The sequence below is a fragment of the Vibrio azureus genome, assembly GCF_002849855.1.
Classification (GTDB): Bacteria; Pseudomonadota; Gammaproteobacteria; order Enterobacterales; family Vibrionaceae; genus Vibrio; species Vibrio azureus.
The window spans coordinates 1,773,784-1,799,438 of sequence record NZ_CP018616.1 but is presented as its reverse complement, the minus strand read 5'-3'; the positions used below and the strand labels follow the sequence as shown (position 1 = coordinate 1,799,438).

14 protein-coding genes and 1 tRNA gene are annotated in these 25,655 nt (G+C 41.8%); 11 read left to right on the top strand and 4 right to left on the bottom strand.

The features are described from left to right. Positions 1-164: 164 nt before the first annotated feature. The 3 genes from BS333_RS08130 (at position 165) to BS333_RS08120 (ending at position 3,913) form a co-directional block, all read left to right on the top strand. On the top strand, positions 165-1,565 hold the full coding sequence (locus BS333_RS08130; RefSeq protein ID WP_033003678.1) for a flavin monoamine oxidase family protein: 1,401 nt from the start codon (positions 165-167) through the stop codon (positions 1,563-1,565). Between the two features lie 187 nt (positions 1,566-1,752). Further along, a complete protein-coding gene (gene nadA / locus BS333_RS08125; RefSeq protein ID WP_021709541.1) occupies positions 1,753-2,814 on the top strand; it encodes a quinolinate synthase NadA in 1,062 nt (353 codons plus the stop codon). Between the two features lie 55 nt (positions 2,815-2,869). Then, entirely contained in the window at positions 2,870-3,913 is a 1,044-nt protein-coding gene (locus BS333_RS08120) for a potassium channel family protein (RefSeq protein WP_021709540.1), read from the top strand. Positions 3,914-4,002: 89 nt separating this feature from the next. On the opposite strand, the gene BS333_RS08115 is transcribed toward BS333_RS08120, so the two are convergent. Beyond that, positions 4,003-4,863 (bottom strand): DMT family transporter, encoded by an 861-nt coding sequence (locus BS333_RS08115; RefSeq protein WP_021709539.1) that lies wholly within the window; start codon positions 4,861-4,863, stop codon positions 4,003-4,005. Positions 4,864-5,267: 404 nt separating this feature from the next. After that, the gene (locus tag BS333_RS08110) at positions 5,268-5,837 is read right to left on the bottom strand and encodes a YecA/YgfB family protein (protein WP_021709538.1); all 570 of its coding nucleotides are present in this window, start codon (positions 5,835-5,837) and stop codon (positions 5,268-5,270) included. A gap of 91 nt (positions 5,838-5,928) precedes the next feature. Here BS333_RS08110 and BS333_RS08105 point away from each other — a divergent pair, with 91 nt between their 5' ends. The 5 genes from BS333_RS08105 (at position 5,929) to BS333_RS08085 (ending at position 14,830) form a co-directional block, all read left to right on the top strand. Beyond that, positions 5,929-8,121 (top strand): hybrid sensor histidine kinase/response regulator, encoded by a 2,193-nt coding sequence (locus tag BS333_RS08105; protein WP_021709537.1) that lies wholly within the window; start codon positions 5,929-5,931, stop codon positions 8,119-8,121. Between the two features lie 221 nt (positions 8,122-8,342). Continuing rightward, positions 8,343-8,430, top strand: a tRNA-Ser gene (locus BS333_RS08100). Between the two features lie 314 nt (positions 8,431-8,744). Further along, complete coding sequence (locus tag BS333_RS08095; protein WP_021709536.1) at positions 8,745-10,763, top strand: adhesion domain-containing protein; 2,019 nt, start codon at positions 8,745-8,747, stop codon at positions 10,761-10,763. 357 nt (positions 10,764-11,120) lie between these two features. After that, positions 11,121-12,851 carry an AAA domain-containing protein gene (locus BS333_RS08090; RefSeq protein WP_021709535.1) on the top strand — a complete coding sequence of 577 codons (1,731 nt, stop codon included), beginning with the start codon at positions 11,121-11,123 and terminating at the stop codon, positions 12,849-12,851. Between the two features lie 8 nt (positions 12,852-12,859). Next, positions 12,860-14,830, top strand: coding sequence for a UvrD-helicase domain-containing protein (locus BS333_RS08085; RefSeq protein WP_021709534.1), 1,971 nt, complete (start codon positions 12,860-12,862; stop codon positions 14,828-14,830). A 115-nt stretch (positions 14,831-14,945) separates the two neighbouring features. On the opposite strand, the gene BS333_RS08080 is transcribed toward BS333_RS08085, so the two are convergent. Beyond that, positions 14,946-15,326, bottom strand: a complete 381-nt coding sequence (locus BS333_RS08080) for a lecithin retinol acyltransferase family protein (protein WP_021709533.1) — start codon at positions 15,324-15,326, stop codon at positions 14,946-14,948. Positions 15,327-15,589: 263 nt separating this feature from the next. Between BS333_RS08080 and BS333_RS08075 the strand changes: the two genes are divergently transcribed. Genes BS333_RS08075 through BS333_RS08065 form a run of 3 tightly spaced genes read left to right on the top strand, consistent with a single transcriptional unit; the run spans position 15,590 to position 25,105 of the window. Beyond that, positions 15,590-18,481: an SNF2-related protein gene (locus tag BS333_RS08075; RefSeq protein ID WP_021709532.1), complete on the top strand. Its 2,892-nt coding sequence runs from the start codon at positions 15,590-15,592 to the stop codon at positions 18,479-18,481. Between the two features lie 19 nt (positions 18,482-18,500). Further along, positions 18,501-21,635 carry a site-specific DNA-methyltransferase gene (locus BS333_RS08070; RefSeq protein WP_021709531.1) on the top strand — a complete coding sequence of 1,045 codons (3,135 nt, stop codon included), beginning with the start codon at positions 18,501-18,503 and terminating at the stop codon, positions 21,633-21,635. A 2-nt stretch (positions 21,636-21,637) separates the two neighbouring features. After that, the gene (locus tag BS333_RS08065; protein ID WP_021709530.1) at positions 21,638-25,105 is read left to right on the top strand and encodes a DEAD/DEAH box helicase family protein; all 3,468 of its coding nucleotides are present in this window, start codon (positions 21,638-21,640) and stop codon (positions 25,103-25,105) included. Positions 25,106-25,263: 158 nt separating this feature from the next. On the opposite strand, the gene BS333_RS08060 is transcribed toward BS333_RS08065, so the two are convergent. Further along, positions 25,264-25,566, bottom strand: coding sequence for a hypothetical protein (locus BS333_RS08060; protein ID WP_021709529.1), 303 nt, complete (start codon positions 25,564-25,566; stop codon positions 25,264-25,266). Between the last annotated feature and the right edge of the window lie 89 nt (positions 25,567-25,655).

Sequence of the window (25,655 nt, the reverse complement as noted above, 5' to 3'; positions counted from 1 at the left end):
ATGAAGGCGGTGCGTCATGGCTTTTTTTAAGTTTCAATGGATCTGACATTTCAATAGCATAACGGTTATTTCATGAGTTTATAAATCCTATGCTTTTTGTACTTGTTAAGCCGTTAATCCGATGCACAATTTTGTTGAACTGTTTACTATCAATGCAAACTGTGATGGCTAAAGAACGTAATGTAATCATTGTTGGAGCTGGGTTATCCGGCCTGACCGCTGCCTATGAGCTTGAACAAAAGGGCTACGGTGTTGTTTTACTTGAAGCAACGGGCCGAGTCGGTGGGAGGATGGGAACCATCGATATTGGCACCAACCATGGTGAAGTCGGAGGAGAGCTGCTCGATGACGAGAGTATTCATTCTGAGATCTTCCGTTATGCTAAGCAATTTGATGTTGAGATTGTGGATGTTGGTAATGAAGAGCCTATTGATCAGGGAGCATACTTTATCGATGGGCGTTTGATCCCGTATCGTCAGTTTAGCCAAGATTACTCACCTCAAGTGAGCAAAGAAATAGACAGTTTTAGGGAACAGCTAAAAAGGCTGGCTGATCATGTATCAGATCATACAAAGCCTCATTTAGCCGTTGATGCGAACAAACTGGACTCACTGACCGCTCAAGATTGGATTAATCATTTGTCCTTGTCATCAAGTGCAAAACAAATTGCAGAGCATATCATTCGCTCAGAGTATAATGAGTCGAAGCAAGTGTCTTTACTGTGGCTCGCCCATCAAGCCAAGGTGTATAAAAATGCCGATGAGGATCTCATTGAAACCAAACGTTTTTTAAAAGGTGGCCGGGCATTTGCCCAAGCGTTTGTCGATAACATATCAGGGCCAATATTGCTCAACCATCGTGTGACTAAAATTATCCAATCTCCAAAAGGAGTCAAGGTTATCGCTGCGGGCAAATCATTTGATGCAGACGTTGTCGTGGTGACGGTGCCATTACCGGTTCTGAATCGGATTGAGTTCGAACCTGCATTGAGCCAAGGTAAACAAAAAGCGGCTGAGGGTATCAGCTATGGGTCCCATACCAAGGTCTTACTCAAATACAGCAAACGCTTTTGGCTTGATCAAAATCTCGGTGGTGATGTGTTGTCGATGTTACCTATTGGCTGGCTGTGGGAGACAACGGAGCATCAAAAGGGAGAAGGCGGTATTTTGGTCGCGTATACTTCCGGTGATTTCGCACGTTCGCAGGCTGAATGGTCGGATAACGAGATCATCGCCGATCGCCTTAGTCAAATAGAAATCATGTACCCAGGTTCTAGAGTTTTGTTTGAATCAGGAACGGTATTGGCTTGGGATCGTGATCCGAATACCCAAGGTGGATTCGTTGCTTACGGTCCTGGTGAGATAACTCAGCACTGGAATGCCTTTCTCAAGCCAGAAGGTAAGGTATATTTTGCAGGAGAACACACCGTGTTGGCCTTTATTGGATATCTAGAAGGTGCGATTCGAAGCGGAATGCGTGTGGCTCAGCAAATTGAACAAGATCAAACCGTAACCAAACCTTTAGCGAAGCAAGAATTATGGAGCATAAGCAAAGTAATTCGCTAATTTTAGTAGCGAAGTTGAGTGAACAAGATAACTTGAGTATATATTCAAGCATCTTGAGGTTACTTGGGTATATTTTGTAACAATGTAAGCTTTGCGGGCTGTGAGAATTTCTGGTGAGAAATTGGTTTTTAATATCAACAAGGTTACAATACCCAGATTAAAGGAAGTTGCGTAGAGCAAAAGAGCAATGAGCCACATATTAGATAAAATCAAAACTGTATATCCTTTCCCTCCTAAACCGACGCCGTTAAGTGAGCAAGAGCAAGCGGACTACGTCGAAAAAATCAAAAAGCTGCTTAAAGAGCAAGATGCGGTCCTGATCGCTCATTACTATACTGACCCAGAAATCCAAGCGTTAGCAGAAGCAACGGGTGGCTTTGTTGGTGATTCTTTGGAAATGGCTAAGTTTGGTAACCGCCATCCGGCCAGTACATTGATCATCGGCGGCGTTCGCTTCATGGGAGAATCCGCCAAGATACTCACACCAGAGAAACGCATCTTAATGCCAACTCTTGAAGCGGAATGTTCATTGGACCTTGGTTGCCCAGTGGATGAATTCAGTGAATTTTGTGATGCGCACCCTGGTCACACGGTCGTGGTTTACGCAAACACTTCAGCGGCAGTCAAAGCACGAGCAGATTGGGTGGTTACCTCTAGTATTGCACTTGATATTGTTGAGCATCTTGATTCGCAAGGAAAACCTATCATTTGGGGACCGGATCGCCACTTGGGAGCTTACATTGCAAACAAAACGGGAGCGGAAATGCTTCTGTGGCATGCTGAATGTGTGGTTCATGATGAGTTTTCGGCAGATGCCTTACGCAAAATGAAACATGTCTATCCGGATGCCGCGATTCTTGTTCACCCGGAATCACCTTCAAGTGTTGTCGAACTTGCTGATGCTGTCGGTTCAACGAGCCAGTTGATTAAAGCAGCCAAAGAGTTACCGCATTCTAAAATGATTGTGGCCACAGACAAAGGCATCTTCTACAAAATGCAGCAGTTAGTGCCGGAGAAAGAGTTAATCGAAGCACCTACCGCTGGTGCTGGCGCGACGTGTCGCAGTTGTGCTCATTGCCCTTGGATGGCGATGAATGGCCTCAAGGCGATAGAAAAAGCACTACGTGAAGGTGGGGCGGAGCATGAAATCTTTGTCGATGAAGCGATGCGTGTAAAATCATTGATTCCACTCAACCGTATGCTCGATTTTGCCGAGCAGCTTAATATGGATACCAAAGGAAATATGTAACCTTTTGTTATGTCACTTGGATATCACATCATAATCAAGGAGCGAGTGGAGGCCTATGTCCGTCTGGTTAGTATTTAAAAAATGGCTCAGTGTTCACTTGTTCAAGTTGAGCAATCGTAACCTCGTCATCATTAGCATAGGTTATATCGTGCTGTCCTGGCTATTGTTACGCCTATCTGGAGAACTTGCCTTAACCGACAACGTATCGAATTTTATCTATTACCTCATGGTGACGGCTTCCACCGTCGGCTATGGTGACCTGTCCCCAGCAACAGAGATGGGTAAGTGGGTCGTTGTCTTATGGGTTATCCCCGGTGGGTTGAGTTTATTTGCGGCTATTTTAGGTAGAGCGGCAGGTGGAGCAATAGAATATTGGCGAGCGGGTATATTAGGGAAGCGGAGAGTAAAAGTGGATAATCATATCGTATTATTGGGGTGGAATGGTTCCCGAACCATGCATTTGATTCGGATGCTACAACACGAAGAAGCGGGCAAGCGACCTATCGTGTTATGCAGTCGCTCAGAAATTGAAAACCCGCTACCGGGAGAAATTGGGTTTATCAAGGTCACCAGTTACACCGACGCCCAAGAGATGAAAAACGCCAATATTACTTCAGCGAGCTGCATCATTGTCGACAATTTAAGTGATGATATTACGCTTTCAGCTGCACTATATTGTGCATCGATCAATCCAGAGGCTCATCTCCTTGCCTACTTTAAGGATGAAGCGTTGGGACGATTGCTGAGTCAACATTGTCCAAAAGCAGAGTGCATTCCTGCCGTAGGGGCGGAGATGCTGGCTAAGGCTGCGGTAGACCCAGGCTCGAGTGCCTTACATCAAGAATTGCTGGCTTCGACAAGGGGAATGACACAATATTCAGTTCAGTACCCTGATGATCAACCTACTACGACCGTTGAAGTGCTATTTGGTTTTATGAAGCATCACCATCAAGCGACCTTAATTGCTCTTGATTTAGGCCAAGGCATAGAACTCAATCCTGATTTAGAGGTGGCGGTCCCACCAAAAACTCAATTGTTTTATATTGCAGATGAACGAATCGATGATTTTACTTGGGCATATGCCGCGCCTGAGAGCTAAGGTCATCTCGCTGAACACAGCATCTTGAAGTTACTTGGGTATAAAAAAGCGCTCCGAATGTGGAGCGCTTTTATCATTGGTAACCACTTCTATTTTTCTGAGGCCAATTCTAGTTGTTTTGGATTTTGAGCTATCCATGTACAACTGAAAATTAACGCCATGCCAATCAACATATTTATATTAACAACTGAATTGAAGGCAAAATAAGACATCAAAGCAGTCATAGCTGGCACACATGAAAAGTATGTAGATATATTGGTTACAGCTCCAGTTTTTAATGCCTTAATTAATAGTATTGAAGATATCGAAGATATTAACAATGCTTGCCATAATAATGCTGATACGAATGTATAATTAAATTCAGCCTCAAAACCACTTATGATAAAAGTAGTAGGAACAAGAACCATAACTGCCGATAAGCACTGAATTAGCATATTATTTACTATTGGTATATCTGAACAATGCTTCTTCTGAAGTATCGTTCCAGCTGTAACACCGAGTAGTGATAAAACAGCAAAAGAAAAGTTTTCTAAATTCGTTGAACCAAGGCTAAAATTCTCGGCTGAGAATATAATAGTGCCTAGTACACAACCCCCTATAGCATATACCTGAAGTTTAGAGCTAACATCTCTCGAAATCATTAATGTCAATGCAGGCTGTAATCCTAATACAATGGTTAGCATTGTTGGACTGATACCAGTCATCAAAGAGTAAGAAAAGAAGACAGGGTATAAAAACTGTAATAGCAGGCCTGTAGCCATAGCAAACACAATTTTCTGTTTAGTCATCCTTTCTTTTCTTTTGTATAAAAATATCATTAGAAAAAATAAAAATGATATAAGTACTCTAAGCGATATGAATGACAATGGATTGGTATAATTTAGTCCAATAGAAGAGGCTATATAACCAGAAGCCCAAAGAAAAACAAATATCCATCCTATGTGTTTCATCCACAATTCCTAAGTTATATACCCAAGTAACCTCGCTCTGAATCAAGCATCTTGAGGTCACTTGGGTATAAATGATTTCATTTGAGAGATTAAAGCTAACACAGCGAAACATATTATTAACAGTTTATTTCATTGATGCTCAACGTGTTTTATATGATATGTGATTTAAATCATTTATATGCTTGTCATTATTAATATGGTTATTATTAATATTTTGATTTTTAAATGATATAGCTAATTCAGGAGTTGTGATGATAAGTTATGGAGGTTAGCTTTTTATAATAACTATACCTTTGGTTTATCATATTAAGGATTTATACCCAAGCATCTTGAGGTCACTTGGGTATATTGGCCGAATCTTTTACATACCCAAGCATCTTGAGATTACTTAAGCATTACAACAATTATTGGGATTCCGCTAGCATGATGCCACGTTGGGTTAGGCCACTGAGCATCATAGGGATTGCATTAAATATTTCTTCAAACTGATCTAAGCCTTCCATGCCTTGCTCTGCCAGAGATGCAATAGTAGTTTCTGGATCATACAGCATCGTCAGTGATAGCAACACGCCACCTAATAAAGCATTATCTTCACTGTCTTGTGGCATCAAGGTTTCCCAATCATCACGCGTTAATTGCCAACCTTGTAAAACACCTTCACAAAAATCACGAGTACTCTCAGAGACAATATCTTGCTCATCCAGTGTGCAGCCTTCAGGCCATTGCCAGCTACTTTCTAATAGCATTGGACGAGTTTCATTCCAAAGTTGGATAATTTGATCGATGTAAAGCTCAAGCTGTTCGCCATCTGAAAAAGGAGCCGTTTCTTCACCACCCCAAAGGAAAGGCAGCCACTCTTGTGGATTGAGTACGTTAGGCGCACAAGCCATCGCTGTGACGAAGCCTTGAGTTTTGGCAAGGTTGAGGAGTTTTCCATCGAGTTCTGGAAGAGAAAGGATGTCTTGTAGTTTCAAAATAGAATACCATTTGTTAACGGAGTGGTGAGTGGCTACTATCTTACCAATCAATGCAACATAAATCGATATTAGGCAAGAGTACAAGTATATGGAAATACACTCATCGCTAAGAAAAAAGAGCATTTTTGCCCTAACGGTATATCTATGTTTCTTTATCGCAACCATAGGAACGGTGGTTTATTTTGTGGTTGAACCTCCAGTGCGAGCCAAACTAGAACGGAATTTAGATCTACGCACGCAATTATTGGCGTCTCAAATTGATGCGCCCTTGACCAGTTCGGTTGGCTTACTACAAAGCTTGGTTGGTATTGGGCAAACACCCGATGCGGCGGTGAACCTCAAACAGGCGATCCCTCAACTGCTCAGAACCAGCGACGACATTATTGTCAGTGGGGGGTTATGGCCAAGCCCACAACAAGTGGGGGAGCGTAAACAATACAATAGCTTGTTTTTTAATAAGACCGACAATGATCAGTTGGATCAAGTTCACTCCTATAACAACCCCGAATCGAGTGGGTACAACAACGAGCCATGGTATCAATCTGTTGCCGATGCGCCTGAGGGGACAGTGCGTTGGTCTGAAGTGTATATTGATATGTTTACTCAGGTTCAAATGATCACTGCCTCTGCGCCTTATTATCAGTCTGGTGCATTTGCAGGGGTAGCAACGGTGGATATTTCCCTTACCGCTTTAGTTGATTTTATCAAAGCTCAAAGTCAGCACTATTCGCTTGGCGTGGTTATTCGTGATAGTGAATCTCATGTGGTGCTGGAGCATAATTTTCAATTGACCAAAGGGATCTACATTAGCCAATTGAAATTTGGCGCGTTTGATTGGCAGATGGACGTCGTCAATGCCAATGTCCAAGTCGCTGAGCAAGTTTTTGAACAGGTGAGGAGTGTCGAGCGCGGAATCATTCCTTTTTTACTTTTATGTGTGATGGTGGGCTACTACTTACTGACCCATTATATTGTTAAACCGATTGTGAGCATTGCCCATCAGGTCGATCGTTCAAAAGCGGGAGACATTATCGATATTGGTTATCACGGTGAAGATGAAATAGGGCAACTGATTAAAAAATTCAATGAGAAAACCAGCCATTTAGAACAAGAGCGCATCAAAGCACAAGCGTCGACAAATGCAAAAACCGCTTTTTTAGCCACACTCTCTCATGAGATTCGCACCCCAATGAATGGCGTACTTGGCAGTGCACAAATTTTACTCAAAACGCAACTCAGTGACGAACAAAGAAATACATTGAACTCTTTGTATGACTCTGGCGATCATATGATGACCTTGCTCAACGAGATCCTCGACTACTCTAAAATCGAGCAAGGGCATTTGGAGCTCGATAATTCGCCATTTCCGATTGAAGCGATTTTGGGCAGCGTTAATAGTGTTTACCATACTATATGTGGCGAAAAAGGGCTGCAATTTAGAGTGGCTTCCAACATTCAGCCCGGTCGTTGGTATCAAAACGACAAAGCGAGACTGCGGCAAGTGCTGTTTAATTTGCTCAACAATGCCGTTAAATTTACTGAACATGGTTTTGTGGAAGTTGAATTTATTGAGCGTGTTGAACAGGGCCAAGCTTTTTTGACGATCAATGTCCAAGACAGTGGTATTGGCATCAGCGAAGAGGCGCAAGCACGTATCTTTAAACCGTTTGAGCAAGCGGAATCTTCTACAACTCGCCGATTTGGTGGAACCGGACTAGGGCTGACCATCGTCCAGAAGATCGTGGAATATATGGGTGGGTCAATTCGTGTGCAAAGTCATGAGGGGGTTGGCAGTACCTTCAGTGTTGAGTTACCGTGCACGCCATGCGAACCTCGTGAACTTGAATCGGTAGTGACGCATAAACTCGACTGTACCGGTTTGAGAGCCTTAGTCGTAGAAGATAACCGTACCAATATCATCATCATTGAAGCTTTCTTAAAAGAAAAAGGATTTGTCTGCGACAGCGTGGTTAATGGTCAACAAGCGGTTGAGCAGATCGAAAAGCAACAATACGATCTCATACTGATGGATAATCACATGCCGATCATGGACGGTATTACGGCGATCACGATGATCAGGAACATGGAGACACCGAGTCGGTCGGTTCTGATCTTTGGTTGTACCGCCGACGTGTTTAAAGAAACCCAAGAGCGCATGATAGATGCAGGCGCTGATCATATCATCGCTAAGCCAATTATAGAGTCTGAGCTAAGTGATGCCTTATATCGACATTCCGCTTTACTCTTTCAGTACCAGACTCAACCGGATCTAACATCATGACGCCTAAAACACGCCATGCCGCTTAAAACAGAGGGACGATGGTGAAAGATGGTGAAAAGAGAAATAAACCGTGGGCTTAGTTGACTTACATTTGCACAATTTAGCCATATAGTAAGCAAGTAAACTCAAAAATACATTTTTATTTGTATTTAGCCTTGACCATCAGGCACATAATCATTAAATTAAGCCCCGTCAGCCGAGATGAGGCTGATAAAAAATTCGGTGAGTTGTCCGAGTGGCTGAAGGAGCACGCCTGGAAAGTGTGTATACGGCAACGTATCGAGAGTTCGAATCTCTCACTCACCGCCACATTCTAAAGAAAAGACGTCCTAGGGCGTCTTTTTTTGTATCTTAAATTTCCCTTATCAGTTCCCTCACTTCAACGTGTTAACACAATCCAGTGTCAAGATTTTAAAGATTCAGCTAATTGACACTGAAAACAGTGTTTCCGACTTTGAAAGCACGAATGATGATATATTTCCGCCCAATAATACAGCGTTCAATAAGACGCTCTCCTAACGAAAAGCGAAGACGTTTTTACATATCACTTTGGTTAGCAAATGGCCGTATTTTAACGTTATGAAACGTATGTACTTCTAGTGCTGACTCTTGAGAGAATAAGAATGAAGACACAAAAAAACCGATACTTACTATGGGTAACATTGATCTCTATGATTTTGACCGGTTGTGGGGGAGGTGGTGGTGGAAAATCGAATGACACCCCTTCGCCTTCACCGTTGCCTGTTGCCGTGTCACTCAATATTGAGTTGGCGAGCAGTCCGCCACTTGATCCAAATTTAGTCGTTGGAGAAGTAAGAGCGGATAAAAAGCTAAGCTACAAAGCCTTTGCGACTTATGATGATGGCTTTCAGGCTGAAGTGACTAACAAAGTCCAGTGGCGCAGTGGCAATCCAAAGGTGGCGACAGTCAATAGCAGCGGAGACGTACACACGTTGTCTTTCGGCGTTGCAGAAATAAGCGCATCACTCAATACCGATTTAGTTGCACAACAAACATTGACGGTTGTTGAGCCTCTCTCGTTACTGATCCAGCCTAGTGCTCACCGTTTCGATCAGCAGGACAGTCAAACTTATGATGTGCCACAAGGGTTAGAGGTTGGGTTTATTGCATATATTAAATGGAGCAATAACGTAACCAGAGAAGCCACCGAACTTGTCAATTGGCACAGTGAAGGTGACGCTTTTGAACAATCATCAACACAAGCGAACCGCTTTCATGCCGTTGGTAGCATTGGTGAAACCGTGTCACTCCAGGTAAGTTTTGAACACCTGACGAGCCTTAAACATCAGTTAACCATTTCACCCGCCATCTTAATCGGGATTGATGTGACACTTGCTGATGATCAGCTTGACGAAGTACCACGAGGACAAGCTCGTGATCTTATTGCAACTGGCATATTTAAAGGCGACATCAATAAAAGCTCGACGGGCAAATTCCTCGTTGATATTACGGATTCGGTAAGCTGGTCTTCTAATGATAACGATGTATTCACCAACCCGAAGATGGATAATCACTTTGTCGCGACTCAGGATGCGGCTAAAACAGGCGCAACGGCAGGGATTAGCGCATCGTTGGCAGAATACCCGGGCATTTTAAGTAATACTCTAGAACTTTCTGTCTCTGAAGCGATATTAAACGGTATTAATATCAGTATGGATACAGGCACGTCAAATAAAGTGCCTAAGCAATACAGTCGAGCATTTAAAGCCATCGCATCCTATCAGGGAGATGAAGGCAGCTTTGATGAGGATGTCACGGAGCTCGTTCAATGGAGCAGCTCTAAGGAAGATATCTTTAAACCTGATTCAGAACAAGCTTACAAGTTTAAAGCTGAAGGGGCGGAAGGTAACACATCACAAATTCAAGCATACATCTCTTCTGCCTCAGGTGAAACGCTTTACAGCAATCCAGAGACCTTAGTGGTTGCAGGTGGTGTGCTTAAGAGTATTGACATAAAAGTTCAACACTATTCACCTGATGTCCCTACTTTACAGTCACGAAAAATCCGAGCAAAAGGGACCTTTAGTGGCGAGGGGGCAGATGAAGGTTACTCTGAAGATATTACCGATGATGTGACCTTTGATCTTTCAGAAAGTAATTTTAAATTAGTCGGCAAGAATGAATTTAAAGCCGTGGGTAAAGCTGGGACTACCTCTGTGATTACAGCATCGAAAGACACAGTGGACTCTTCTCAAAGCATAACCTTAACCGTTGTGGATATCTTTGATTCCGTTTCCGGTGGTAGGGGGGATCAACATCCAATTACCTTCTTAAAACCTGAAGTGATCAGTGATGATGAGCTTGATATGCAGCGCAGTGGCTATCTTGAAAATGGACAATACTGGCAATCGTATACTTGGTCAGAAGCTGAAAAATATTGTCAACAGCATGGGTACCGTCTGCCGACCCTCTCTGAACTTGATCAATTGGATCAGATGGCAGGGGGTAGCATAGAAGCTCAATTCGGTTGGCCTTCTACGACCTATCGTTATTGGAGCTCAGACCGAGCAAGTTTAGATGGCGAGCATAAGTCAAGAAGCATGGAAATCAGTGGCACCGGGTACGAAGATGCAGATTGGATCGATTTAGCGGCTTTATGTGTTCGAGAAGAAGTCAATTAACCCGCAACCAGATACAAAAAGCTTGAGCGAGCGTTCAAAGCCCAAAAGGTTGAATAATTAAGATGAAGCCTCAGCAGCAATGCTGGGGTTTTTTGGTTCTGAGTATTTTGATTTGATGCTTAGTTATTTTCCTCGGCTGTTGAGGGAAGGACTAAAACTTAAGAGGAATAGGTGAGGATAAAAACAGGGTAAACCTCAGCTTACTTTGATTAAACCTGTTTCATATAACACTTTCATACTACTCTGTTTGACGTTATGAACGTTCTATATGTAATGTTGTTCTTAACTTACTGTTGTTATTGGATTTATTTTCCTTTCAGATGAAAGGTTTGGTTTAAATTACTTTGAGTTAAACAAATGGAATTACGAAGTGTTCTAACTGATTTGAGAAAATTTGTTGAAGATGAACATAGAGCAAACTATGAAAAGCTGTATGAAGTCTGGGAGAAACCGATCAGCCAGAAACTGACAAAGGGTGAGTCTCAACAAATTCGTCATGTCCGAAAAGAAGGTAAAAATCACCTGCTTATTACTTTGGGGAAAAATGAGTCTAGATTTCGTGAAGGGGACATGATATGCCTTCATTTAGGTGAGCCATGTAAAAAGAAGCATGTATCGCAAGGTACTATCGAAGCAGAAAATGAAGATGAATGGTTGGTTCGAGTTCAGGCAGTAGATGATGAAGTGCTTCGGGAGATTATTTCCGGTTGTTATGCTGATCCAGATACGATGGATCTAAAACCATTTTATGATAAAGCATTGGATGAAATAGCCGAGTCCAAGCAAGGCAGGAAAATAGTATTACCGTTGCTGGCAGATAAGTTGGATACCGGTTTTATTTTTGAAGATGATTATGATGAAGCTGCTGATTTTGCCGAAGAGTGTGGTTTAAATGAACATCAAGCGGATGCTGTAGGTAAAGCTGTTGCTGCTAAATACCTAGCTTGTATACAAGGGCCTCCCGGGACTGGAAAAACGAAAGTAATCAGTCTGATTGCAAAGCTATTGGTAAAAAAAGGCCAACGAGTGTTTATGACGTCACATACCCACATGGCGATAAACAATGCCCTTAATAAGATCGCTGCTGAAAACGTTCCAGTGATCAAAGTTGGAGCAAAAGGTTGTACTAAGGGCCTTGATAATAGCGTTAAGCATTTTGAACTTGGCGATGATTGGGAGGATAAACCGGATTCTGGGTATGTCATTGGTGCTACTCCTTTTGCAACGTGTACTGATAGGTTAGATAAATACGACTTTGATACAGTCATTTTCGATGAAGCAAGTCAAATCACTCTTCCACTAGCAATTATGGCAATGAGAAAGGCGAAGCGATTTATATTTGTTGGTGACCACAAGCAATTACCTCCAGTAGTACTTTCGGCTTCTATTCTGGATGAATGTTCAATCTTTTCTCGGATGATATCTGGAAACCCTGATGTTTCTGTGATGCTTAGCCAAACATACCGTATGTGTCACGCTCTATCTAGCTGGCCTAGCCAAATTTATTATTCTGGGCGTTTAGTTTCGGCTGGTCCCAATGCAACACGTACTTTCAATTTACCTAACCAGCCTCAAAAGTTTGCAGAAATCTTATCTACTGAATCTCCCTTTGTGTTTATTAAGTCTCCTGCAACAAATGCAAGAAATGTTAATAGACCTGAAGCCGAACTTGTAGTTGAACTCATTGAAACTGCGGTTAAATCAGGGTTGAGTGCTAGTGAGATAGGTGTAGTAACACCATTTAGGAGCCATGCTAAAGCTTTGAAATCTCGATTAGCAGATAGGAAAGGTATTTTTTCGTCAGAGGCAATTGTTACTGATACCGTTGAAAGAATGCAGGGGCAGGAAAGAGAAATGATCATTATATCTCTTTGTTCTACCGATCCTCAGTATATAAGTGCTATCGCTGAATTCTTTTTTCAAGCTGAACGCTTAAATGTAGCGATCACTCGTCCACAAACAAAACTGATATTAGTTGGCCCTGAGATCTCCAGTTCTTTTCTCCAAGGGTCAAATGACGAGAGCTTACTTAAAAGAGTTGAAGAATATCGTTCTTTGATTAACTCAGGATACAAATATAATAATTAGGAAATGTTATGGCACAGATGGAATCAATTACGGGCTTAGATCGTAAGGTTAGAAGGCATTTTAAAAAAGTTTTCAGTAGATTGTCAGATGAATTCATTGTCCGGGAACCATTACTGGATGAATCAAAAATTGCACCAATCGTATTGGAAGGGCCTTGTAAAAGCTGGTTGATGATTGGTTGGCACGAAAAACTGCCAAGTGAAACGGAGCTTGCTAAATGGAGAAGGTTCAATTCAGCTTTACAGTCTATGGGATATAACCCCATCAAGTACCTTGCTGTAGTTGAAGAGAATTTGAAACACAAGGCAACAAGCGAAGAACAGGCTGATAGATTCATTCATGTTCTCGACCAAAAGGGCTTTTACTTAGACGGTGAGAAGAAAATTATTGACCTTTTGACTGAATCTCCGCTTGAACAATACTACTGGGTAAAAAAGACACTTTTCCCTGAGTCAGCAATCCATTCTCAATGTACGACGAGGAGGAACGTTTCAAGAGTGGAGAATACAGCCAGTCTGCAACAGTTTTTCTTAGATTATGATCAAGAATTGGCAACTCGTTATGACATGCTTGAACAAGCTGACTCTGGCGAAGATGGTCAAGATGATTTCTCAGTAAGGCTCATTAATGGCGTTGCTGGTAGTGGGAAAACATTGATCTTGATAAATCGTGCTATAGCATTTTGTAAAAAGCATCCAGATAAGAAAGCATTACTTGTTATTCATAACAAACCGATCATTTCAGATATTAAGCATAGATTTGAAGAGTGGTTAGGTGGCGCCCCTTCGAACCTGAAAATCAAAACATTTCATCAATTTGCTCTTAATCAACAGAAGAAAGTTACAAACAATTGGAGGCTCACCCCATTATTTGAAGACAAAGTTGTAGAGCCCCTTCGTGCCCAAATTCTTTGTGCTACCAATGAGAGCTACACTCAATTGAAGTTAACGGATGGGCAGATCTGGTCTGAGTTAGAGTACATCAATGAGTATATGATAAAAGATGAAGATGAATATTTAGAGTATGAACGTCAAGGCAGAGGCTTTGCTCTTCAAAAGTCGCAGCGTGTGCATATTTGGAAGCTCTACGAGATGGTAGTTCAGACAATGTCCAGTCCTAATGGGTATCTTCCAAGCCTTTATATTAAGGACTTAGCTTTACGCGAAGATTCCAATGGGTTGGAAAAGTTTGATCATATTTTGGTCGATGAAGCTCAGTTCTTTACGCCTTCTTGGCTCCAGCTAGTTAAGATGTCGTTAATTTCAAACGGTGCAATATTTCTGTGTGCAGACCCTAACCAAGGCTTTCTAAAGAGCCGGTTGAGCTGGAAAAGTGTTGGCTTCAATGTTCGAGGGCGAACAAAACGGCTCAATTATTCATATCGTACCACTTATGAAATTATGATTGCTGCGAATGCCTTGATCGAAGATCTTGAAGAAGACGCTGATGATTTCGTAAAGCCTGATTTAGAAAGAATGGAGAGAGGTGTAAAACCTCAGTTAATCTATAGTCATACTCTTCAAGATGAAAAGACACGTTTTTTAAATGAATTAAGTGAATGTTGTAGATCCGGCGATATACCTCTTCAGCAAGTCATGGTGCTTTGCAGTAAAAGCTATAGTCCCTGGGACCTTAAATACGATATTGAGAACATCATAGGTAAAGGAACGGTGGTTAACTGCAATGACTGGAAAGACATTAAAGATAATATTGGTGGTAAAATTCGTCTTATGAGTATCAACAGCTGTACAGGAATGGAATCAGGAGTGACATTCGTTCTTGGGGCGGGTAGGGTAATGAATCAAGCCAAAAATATTGATTTAGATGATGCTGAAAGAGAGCTTGCTCAAAAAGAATCTCTTAGAAAACTTTATGTATCAATGACTCGAGCCGGGCAACGACTGGTCTTATTTAGTACTGAGAAACTGCCTGAACGCGTACATGAACATGTAGAGGTATCTGGTGCTTCAATAGATTGATCAGTCAAGCCGATTTAATCGGATCTACTTACCTAAAAATGTCAATTATTTAGATGAGTGCTTTCAAATTCTGCTTAGTTAAGGAGTGGGGCTTTATATGCCCCATTCCTTCCTTTTATACTACGCAATCGTATTTACGAGTTGAATTGACAGTCTTACACCCGATAAAACCACCAGCTAGAATAGGCAGCAAAGAGTTCTTCGATTGGCTGCAGTGAGCAAAAAGCAAACCTACAACTGCACCTTGTAGTTGTTCACTTGAGGATTCGCCGTGTAGCACTTTAGAGACTAAGTGCTCACAGTTATTGGCTAACACCCCATATTTATTAGCTTTCTTGCTCAATTGTTCTGCTTTACTAAGCAGTTCATTTTTCTCTTTCTCACTTAAGCGCTGCGAGACTACCTTGATTGGTTTTCCATTTGCGTACTTTTCTAAGGCACAGATTTCTATATTGCCATTACCGCCCGCATTTAGGGTGGCACAAATAATAAGCATTAAGTCTCATAACTTTACCTAGATCATTGTCCACTCCCTAATTTTCTCATATTCTCCCATCATCAAATCTGACGAGCAAGGCTGATTGGTCTTAAGTTATTGATTTGTAAGTATTATTTATCTTTAGGTGGCGTTTTTCTACCTCGATTTGGCGGAGAACGGCATACAAATTAGCAAGCGAAGGTAAGCTACTAAACTTTAAAGCTAGTGGCTCCTAGCGCTTCAAGAAAGTCGCTTAGAAAAGTGGATAGAGAGCTTAAAGAATGCTTAACAATATCACGCCATACCATGCAAAATACTTCGCTCATGAGCTTTCTATTTTTCATGCCAACAACGGTGTTGATAGGTTGTCGCAGTCGTTGTTTGACGCAAGTGTTGACCTAAACCCCCACCAAATTGAAGCGGCGCTTTTTGCAATTGAAAACCCACTAAGTAAAGGTGTGGTGCTAGCTGATGAAGTCGGTTTGGGGAAAACGATTGAGGCAGGGTTGGTGCTTTGCCAATATTGGGCTGAACGTAAACGCAAGCTGCTGATTATTTGCCCAGCGTCATTGAGACGTCAGTGGGCCAGTGAACTGTTGGAAAAGTTCAACCTGCCATCGCAAGTGATTGATGCAAAAACTTATAATCAGCTGCAAAAAGAGGGTATATATAACCCACTCAATAACAAGCAAATCGTCATTATGTCTTACCACTATGCAGCAAGGTTAGAAGACAAGCTGGTGGCTGAGATGTGGGACCTGGTGGTTATTGATGAAGCCCACAAGTTAAGAAATGCGCATCGCGAAAGCAACAAAATGGGCCAGGCGCTCAAACGTGCTTTAGATGGTTGTAAAAAGTTGTTGCTCACAGCTACACCGCTACAAAACTCTTTGATGGAACTGTATGGCATATCGACATTAATCGACGAGCATACATTTGGTGATCCAAAAGCGTTTCGAAAGCAGTTTATGCAAGCTGATAGTGACACGTTAGAGTTAAAAGAACGTCTATCGGGATTTGTAAAACGCACACTGCGCAAAAACGTACTCGAGTACATCAAATACACAGAACGTAAAGCAATCACAATCCCGTTTTATCCTAGTGAGCAAGAACAAGACTTGTATGACCGCGTTCAGCTACTACTCGAACGTGAAGATAGCTACGCCTTACCAAAGCGGCATAGGCACTTAACAGGCTTGATTCTGAGAAAGCTCCTGTCGTCGAGTACCAAGGCGGTCTTGAACAATTTGCAAATCCTAAAGTACCGTTTGGAAAAGCTGGCTAAAGGCGAGGCAGATGTAAGCGAAATCGACATTGTTCAACAGATTATCACTGACGATGATCTAGAAGACGATTTTGTTGAGGAGTTTGATAGTGCATCGGAAGCTCAAGTGAATAAGCCGCTTGATCATGCCATGCTACAGGCTGATATTGCTGAGTTAGAGCTGCTGATTACTAAAGCCGAACTCATTGGCATTGATACCAAGTCAAAAGAGTTACTGATTGGGTTAGAAAAAGGCTTTGCACAATTGGCTGAAATGGGCGCGGCGAAAAAAGTCATCATCTTTACCGAGTCGATGCGCACTCAGCAGTACCTAGCCCAGTTTTTAGAAAGCAATGGCTACTTGGGTAAGGTGGTGACTTTTAGCGGCACAAATAATACTCCGCAAGCTAACCAAATCTATCAACAATGGCGGGAAGAGTATCAAGGTTCGTCCCGGATCACGGGTTCTGCTCAAATCGATAAACGTTCAGCGCTCATCGACCATTTTAAAGATCATGCAGAGATCATGATTGCGACAGAGGCTGCTGCTGAAGGGGTGAACCTTCAGTTCTGTTCGCTACTGATAAATTATGACTTGCCTTGGAACCCTCAACGAGTTGAACAGCGGATTGGACGTTGCCATCGCTACGGGCAAAAGTTTGATGTGGTTGTGGTTAACTTCCTTAACCAGCGAAACCAGGCAGATCAGCGAGTGCTCGAACTACTGACAGAAAAGTTTAATCTTTTTGATGGTGTATTTGGTGCCTCGGACAGTGTGCTTGGCAGTATCGAAAGCGGTGTTGATTTCGAAAAACGTATTCAATCGATTTACGAGTCTTGTCGAACACCAATCGAGATTGAGACTGCATTCTCGTCGCTGCAAAAGGAACTTGAGGTTGAAATAAGCAACAAAATGCAAAAGACACAAGCGCAACTGCTTGAGCATTTTGATGAAGATATTCACGACATCCTAAAAATCAAACTGGATGAGGCTAAAGAGCGTTTGGATAAGGTTGGTCGCTGGTTTTGGGCAGTTACTCACCAGCAGCTAAAAGAGCAAGCCATCTTTGACCATGACAACTACCGATTTTCGCTTCAAAAGCCAGTCAATCAGTTGCCTGTTGGTCAATATCAGTTGCTCAGAAAGGCGGGACAAGGAGACAGTGAACTACAAGCCCAGGATAATCACAGCTTTGCCTACCGGATTAATCATCCTTTAGGTGAATATGTTATTGATGCGGCAAAATCGCAGTTAACCACCAGTGCAGAGCTTGTTTTCGATTATACCAATCATGCGACGAAAGTTTCCGTTGCTGAAAAGCTCAAAGGCCAATCGGGATGGTTAACTCTAAATATGCTGGCTGTCGATGCATTCAACCGCCAAGAGTTTTTGCTGTTTACTGCACGAACTGACAATGGACAGCTTGTAGATAGTGAGGATTGTAAAAGGTTATTAAGCCTTGGTGCAACAGTAAATAATACCCTTGATGGTGCCGATGTTCATACTTTACCCGTTGATTTGGCGGCACAAAAAAACAGGCAGGTTGAGGCCAAACTTGCAGAAGTGATGGACCAAAACAATGCATTGTTTGAGGTCGAGAAGGACAAGCTGGAAAAGTGGGCAGAAGACAAGATGTTTGCTGCTGAAGAGGCACTGCGGGATACCAAAGCGCAAATTAAATCGGTAAAACGCGATTCTCGGCACGCACTTACCATTGAAGAGCAGAAACTGTACCAAGAGAAACTGCAAAGACTGGAACGTCAGCAAAAACGGCAGCGCATGGAAATTTTCGATGTCGAAGATGAGATCGCCGATAAGCGAGACGAACTAATAGCTGCGCTTGAAGCTCGGATGAAGCAAAAGACAGAAGTCACCGAATTATTCACCATCCGTTGGCAAGTGATTTAATAACTTTAAAGAGAAAACAATGAGTAAGTACAACGAGTTAGTCAAAAAACTAAAAGAGATTTTCCAGATTGACCGTCCAGAGCTGGACTTTGGTATCTACCGTATCCTTAATGCTCGTGCTGACGAGATAAATGACTATCTAGATAACAAGCTTAAGGCCAAGATTCAGTCTGCACTGGCTGAGGCTGGCAATGCAAATAAGGCTGATCTTGAGCAGCAATTGCAAGCAGCGACAGATGCTGGCTTTGAACCAGATCAAAGTCCTAAAGTGCAAGAATTGAAGGGCCAGTTGGCGGCAGCAGCTTCAGGGGCTAACGAGCATGAAAATGCTGTTTTCTCTCATCTGCTAACGTTTTTTTCTCGCTACTACGATAATGGCGACTTTATCAGCAAGCGTCGTTACAAAGGGGATACGTATGCGATTCCTTATGCGGGCGAAGAGGTTATGCTGCATTGGGCAAACAAAGATCAGTATTACATTAAAAGCGGCGAGAACTTCGCCAATTATTCATTCAAATTAGATGATGGCCGTAAGGTAAGCTTTAAATTACTAGCAGCAGATACAGCCAAAGATAATCGCAAAGATAACGATGCCGATCGCCGCTTTGTGCTGATTGAACCGCATACTCGCACCAAACTTGATGAGGATGGTGAAGAGTTTGAACAAGCTTATCAATCAGTTGACGTTGTAAAAACGACTGATCTTGTTGATGGCGAAAGCGTTGAGACTGAAGAGCTGGTTATTCACTTTGAATACAAAGCAATGAAAAAAGGCACTAAGCAGGATGCTCTGGTACAAGCTGCCATCACCACCATTTTGGCTGATAGCGAAGTTCAACAACATTGGGTTGAATTAACTAAGCGTGCACCAACAGAAAAGAACCCGAACCGCACTGAACTTGAACGCCATCTGACGACTTACACTCAGCGCAATACCGCAGACTACTTTATTCACAAAGACCTCGGTGGCTTCTTGAGCAATGAGCTTGATTTTTACATCAAGAATGAAGTGATGAACCTGGACAATGTTCAAAATGCGAAAGTGTTTTCGAATATTGAAAAGCAGCTACGAATGATCCAGTGCTTACGCAAGGTTGCTCAAGAGTTAATTACTTTTCTGACTCAAATTGAGAGTTTCCAGAAAAAACTTTGGACAAAAAAGAAATTTGTAACGCAGTCTAGTTATATCGCTTCTTTAGACAAAATTGATGATAAATATTATAACGATATTATTGGTGTAGATAAGCAATGGGCTAAATGGCAACATTTAAATTTTATCGATACTAACGCAAATCGAGATGCTGAATATTTAAGAAATAATAAAGGTTTGTTGGTTGATACTAGTTTGCTATCGAACTCTTTAGCTGAAAAGATCATTAATGAAATAGAGTCTATTGATGATAATTTTACAGGTCTACTTATTCAAAGCGATAATTATCAAGCTCTACAGTTGTTGCAAAGTAAATATAATTCAAAGGTGAATACTATATATATAGATCCTCCTTACAACACTGATGCTGCTCCAATTTTATATAAAAATGGCTATCGAGATTCGTCTTGGTTAACTTTGTTAAATGATCGTTTGGATAAAGCGCACCCTTTACTAAAAAATTCGGGCGTGTTGTGTGCCACGATTGATGACTATGAACATAATGAATTTGCAAAAATCATTAAACAGAAATTTGGAGCAGATAATTCATTAGGAACTGTGACAGTCCGAATGAACCCTTCTGGTAGAATAACTTTGAATGGTTTGGCTCAAAGTCATGAATATGCAATTTTCTCAGGGAAAAGTTATCAATCTAGACTGTTTAAAATGGAACGTTCAGACGAGCAAAATTCTAGATTTAACAATACTGATGCTACCGGTACTTTCGAGTTGCGCAATTTTCGTAGAGAAGGCTCTTCAAGTGACCGAGCTGAAAGACCTAAAAGGCATTTCCCAATTTATGTCAAGGAAAATACATTCAGAGTTCCTACCATGCGATGGGATGAATCAACACGATCTTATGTTGATATAGAACAGCCATCTGATACTGAGCAGGTTGTATGGCCAATTGATGGTACAGGTCGAGAGAGAGTTTGGCGCTGGGGAATAGATCGTATAAAAAAAGAACACACTGAAATTTTTCCTAAAGTAAATAATAAAGGTGTTCTAAATATTTATTATAAATACCGCCCTAATAATGAAGGCATAACTCCTCCCTCTGTATGGATTGATAAAAAATATAGCGCGACAGAATATGGTACAAACCATCTTAAGCGTTTGTTTGGTAATCAAAGTATCTTTGATTTTCCAAAATCAATACATGCAGTGGAGGATTGTATTGATATTGCAGGAGCTAGAGAGAAAAACTCTCTTTGTTTAGATTTTTTTGCAGGTTCTGGCACTACAGGGCATGCGGTTATTAATTTAAATAGAAAAGATGATGGAAAAAGGAAGTTTATTCTTGTTGAACAAGGTGAGTATTTTAGAACAATAACTTTACCTAGGGTGATGAAAGCGTCATTTTCTAGCGATTGGAAGGGTGGGTTACCGAAGAATGATAGTTATCAATCTGTTGTTTTTAAAGTGATGCAGTTAGAAAGCTATGAAGATACCTTGAATAATATTCACTTATTGAAGAAGGATGCAGGACTTTTTGATTTTATGTCCCCAGAAGTGGCAAATGATTATTTGTTGAAATATATGTTGGAAGAAGAAAGTAAAGATTCATTGCTGAATACAGATAACTTCCGTAAGCCATTTAGCTATGAGATGGATATTGCAGCTGACTCAGCTGGTGCAACAGAACGTAAAACCATTAATCTGGTAGAAACCTTTAACTTTTTGGTCGGATTACACGCTAAATCAATAGAATCTAACGTTGAACGCGGCTATGTGCGTATTGAAGGTACGTTACCTACAGGCGAACGTACTCTTATTTTGTGGCGTGATTGTGACAAGATTGGTTATGACAAGCTAAATGAGTATGCGAACCGTTTTGACTTGTATGCTAAAGAGCAAACCTTTGATGTGATTTATATCAATGGCGACCACAACTTGCCAACTGCGTTTACTGTTGATGGTGAAGATGGGGAAGTTATGCGCAGCCTGAAGCTTCGCCAAATTGAGCCAGAATTCTTAAGCCTGATGTTTGCAGAGGAGGCTTAAGCATGGCTCGCGCTCCACAAAAAAAGACCACAGCAGGTAAAGCGACCAAGAAGCAGGCTAACAGCAAGCTGAGCTTCCATAAGCAACTGGTGCTTAATCGCTTTATGTTTCGTTTCTTTAAGGACGGAACATTACAAGGATTGAAGCTTCGTCTAGGTGAAGACCGTTTTGAGGGCATTCATGAGGATGGCCAAAGCCTGTTTTTCCATGAGTTAAGTAACTACCTGTTTGAGGTCGATTTAGTCGACCTTGATGAGTTGCGTCGTTACGATTTGAATATCGTCAAACACTGGCAACAGATCACGGAACACCGCAACCGCAAAGAAGATACGGTACTGAATATGAAGTACTTTCAGTACTTGTCTTTGTTGTTCACGGAGATCTACCTCGACTGGCATTTTAACCGTAAGCAAGAGTTACTGGATGGGCTGAATCGAGAACTTGAAGAATACAACTTAGAAAACAGTAAAACAGCAAAAGATAGAGCCAATCAGTTTAGACAGTACATCTTAGATGATTTGAATAAGCTGGCATTCTGGAATGCAACAGGGTCAGGTAAGACCTTGCTGTTGCATGTAAATATCCTGCAATACCTGCATTATTTCCAAAATGGCAATGCTAACCATTATCCGGATAAGATCATTCTGCTGACACCGGATGAACGCCTATCGCAGCAGCACATGAATGAGCTGTATGACTCAGGTTTCTCGCATATTCAGCTGTTTGACAAAAGTAAGCCAACGCCATTTCGCGGCACTATAGAAGTTATTGATATCAATAAGCTTGCTGATGAAATGGGGGATAAAACCGTAGCAGTCGAAGCTTTTGAAGGCAAAAACCTGGTGCTGATTGATGAGGGCCATAAAGGTACGGGTACTGCGGCTGGTGCTTGGATGCGTCGTCGTGACAAGTTAACCCGCGATGGTTTTGCTTTTGAATATTCGGCTACTTTTGGTCAGGCTGTATCCGATGGTAAAACTGTAGATGCAGTTGAACTCGATATTAAAAAGAAGAAAGCGAAAATGTTGTTTGAAACAACAGCATTGAGCAAATTGACAGATGAACAATTAGGTCAACTTGACCTCGATACTGAAGAAAAGCGTGATGCCCGTATTCAAGCAACGCGAGAGGTTTACGGTAAGTCCATTTTGTTCGATTACTCTTATAAATTCTTCTACGAAGATGGCTATGGTAAAGAGTCTTTGATCCTTAATCTTAACCCAGAACAAGATAAGCAAGATGAACGCCGCTATGAGTACTTCACTGCATGTTTGCTCAGCTTCTACCAACAGCAGTATTTGTTTAATAAAAACAAAGAGAAGTTAGCTGAGTTCAACATTGCAAAACCACTTTGGGTGTTTGTGGGCAATACCGTTGGCGGTGAAGATTCTGATATTCATGCCGTATTACGCTTTTTAGCTTGGTTCTTGAACAACGAAGCACAAGCGAAAGATTGGATACAAGACTTGGTGGACAACAAAGCGCGGATTCTCGATACCAAAGATAGAAATATTTTTGAGAAGCGTTTTACTGCTTTGATGAATGGCCCTCAAGACATTTACGCAGATATCCTCGCTAAGTTATTCAATACGACGCATTCAGGTCAGCGTCTTCGCGTATTGAATCTGATCGGTAGTAAAGGTGAGTTGGCGCTTCAGGTTGGTGAAGCAGAGCCATTTGGTCTGATTAACATTGGTGATTCACCATCGCTTTATAAGATGTGTGAAGAGGACACTACCTTTGATTATCAAAGAGATGATTTTGCGAGATCACTCTTTCATACCTTGAATGACAAAGACTCTAAACTGCACATCTTGATAGGTTCTCGTAAGTTTACCGAAGGCTGGAGCAGTTGGCGTGTATCTACTATGGGCCTTTTGAATATGGGCCGAGGTGAAGGTTCGCAGATCATTCAGTTATTTGGCCGTGGTGTACGTCTGAAAGGACGCGACTATTCGCTAAAACGCAGCACGCCAGGACAGCGACCAAAAGGAATTCATTTAGATAAGCTTGAAACCTTGAATATTTTTGGTGTTCGTGCGGACTACATGGCGACGTTCAAGCAATATCTTGAAGAAGAAGGTATTACGCCAAGTGATGAAATATTAGAGCTAAACTTTGAAACGCGTTCGAATTTGCCTGCCATCAAGCTCAAAACTCTTAAGCTAAAAGATGGCTACAAAGACAACCAAAAGCACGGCTTCAAGCGGGTGCACTACCCAGAATTGTATCAGGTTCCTTCGGAGTTTGAAGGCAAAATAAAACTGCCGCATGTGAAATTGGATCTTTATCCAAAGCTCGAATCGATTGATACCAGCAGGAAGGAGGGTAGCACGCCAGTTAAATTGCGTTATGACGGTAAGATCGATTACAAAGTTATTGCGGCTTTCGACTTTGAGCGCATATATCTTGCGGTTCAGGACTGTAAGTTACAGCGTAGCTGGTCAAACTTGCGCCTTGATAAGCAACGCTTGATGGACTTCTGTTTGGGTAAAGCAGGCATTTCAAACAAGTGGTATACGTTGCTGATTCCGAAATCAGACCTAAACATCAATAAATTTTCGGATGTAAGAAAGCAAGAAGACATTATGTTGCGTTTGTTACTTGATTACACAGAGCGTTTTTATAACGCATTAAAAAATGCTTATGAAGGCCAGTTCTATCAGGTAACGCAAGTGCAAGAAGACGATCCCGGCATGCTCAAAATGTATCATTTTGAAATTGAAGAATCGGATGAAGGCTTGGATTATGCCCAACGTTTAAAGCAATTACAGGAAATCGTTGCCAAAGGAGATATTGGCCAAGCGAAAGAGTGGAATGCACCAGGAATGGTGGCAGTGACATTCGATAAGCACTTGTACTATCCAATGTTTTCGGTAGAGAAAAATGCTGATTTGCCGCTGAAGATGCGCCCAACGGCATTTGATGCACCAAGTGAAATCACATTTGTTCAAGACTTGCAGATGTTCATTGAAACACCAAAAGGCCAAGAGATTATAGGAGATAAAAGTCTCTACCTGTTGCGTAATGCCGACACTAAATCGAAAGGTTTAGGCTTTGCGACCGCGGGTAACTTTTATCCGGATTTCCTTCTCTGGCTGGTGGATGATAAAACGGGTAAGCAATGGCTCAGCTTTATTGACCCTAAAGGTATCCGAAACCTCAATCTGGATGATGCCAAGTTTGGTCTCTATAAAGAGGTCAAAACATTGGAACGCAAACTTAATGACGAAAGTCTAGCTATTAGCGCGTTCGTCGTATCTTCTACAGAATATCGTGATCTCATAAACGTGAGTGAGCATCAAGATCTTCTGGAAGAGAGAAACATCCTGTTCATGGATGACAACACCTATCTTGAAAAGATGTTTTTGAGGATGCTCGCAATCAGTCATATCTCTGTTGATGACATGGCAGAAGAGCAGTTAGCGAACTTGCTTCTGGCCAAGGTCAAACGGGCAGAGACTGTGTAATGTAGGACAACATGTTTTTAAAGAGAGTCTCGAACGAAGAAGGTTCTTGGGAGCTGAACGAACGATTCACAATAAACCCTTTCTGGTGACTATTTTCTTTCCTGTAACGATACAAAGGTCTCTGTTAATAGATTCCTTTGTACCGAATTTACGGGCAGTTATAGCCAATGCTTAGGGATTTCTAATTCGAAACTCTTCGCTGCATACTCAAGCATCTTGATGATCTCACGGTGCTTTTTTTTATCATAGGGCTGACCGTTTTGCTTTTGCAGAACAATGGCTTTGAGCTCTACGAGGTTAAACATGCCCAGCTTATAGAAGTTTCCCCAACTCGGTATGCCAAATAAGTTGTAGATGACTTCGGTACTATCACGTTCACTAGCAAGGCGTTTGGGTTCATCGATTTTGGCTAGTGCTACTTCGCCTTCTTCTTTAGTCTCGTAGGTGTTGAGTTGTTTCATCGTGCTATGGTGGATATCCTTAAGTAATATCAGACTAGCAAATCTGACGCTGAGAGTCTCGTACACAAGCTAATAATGTTTCGCTTTTC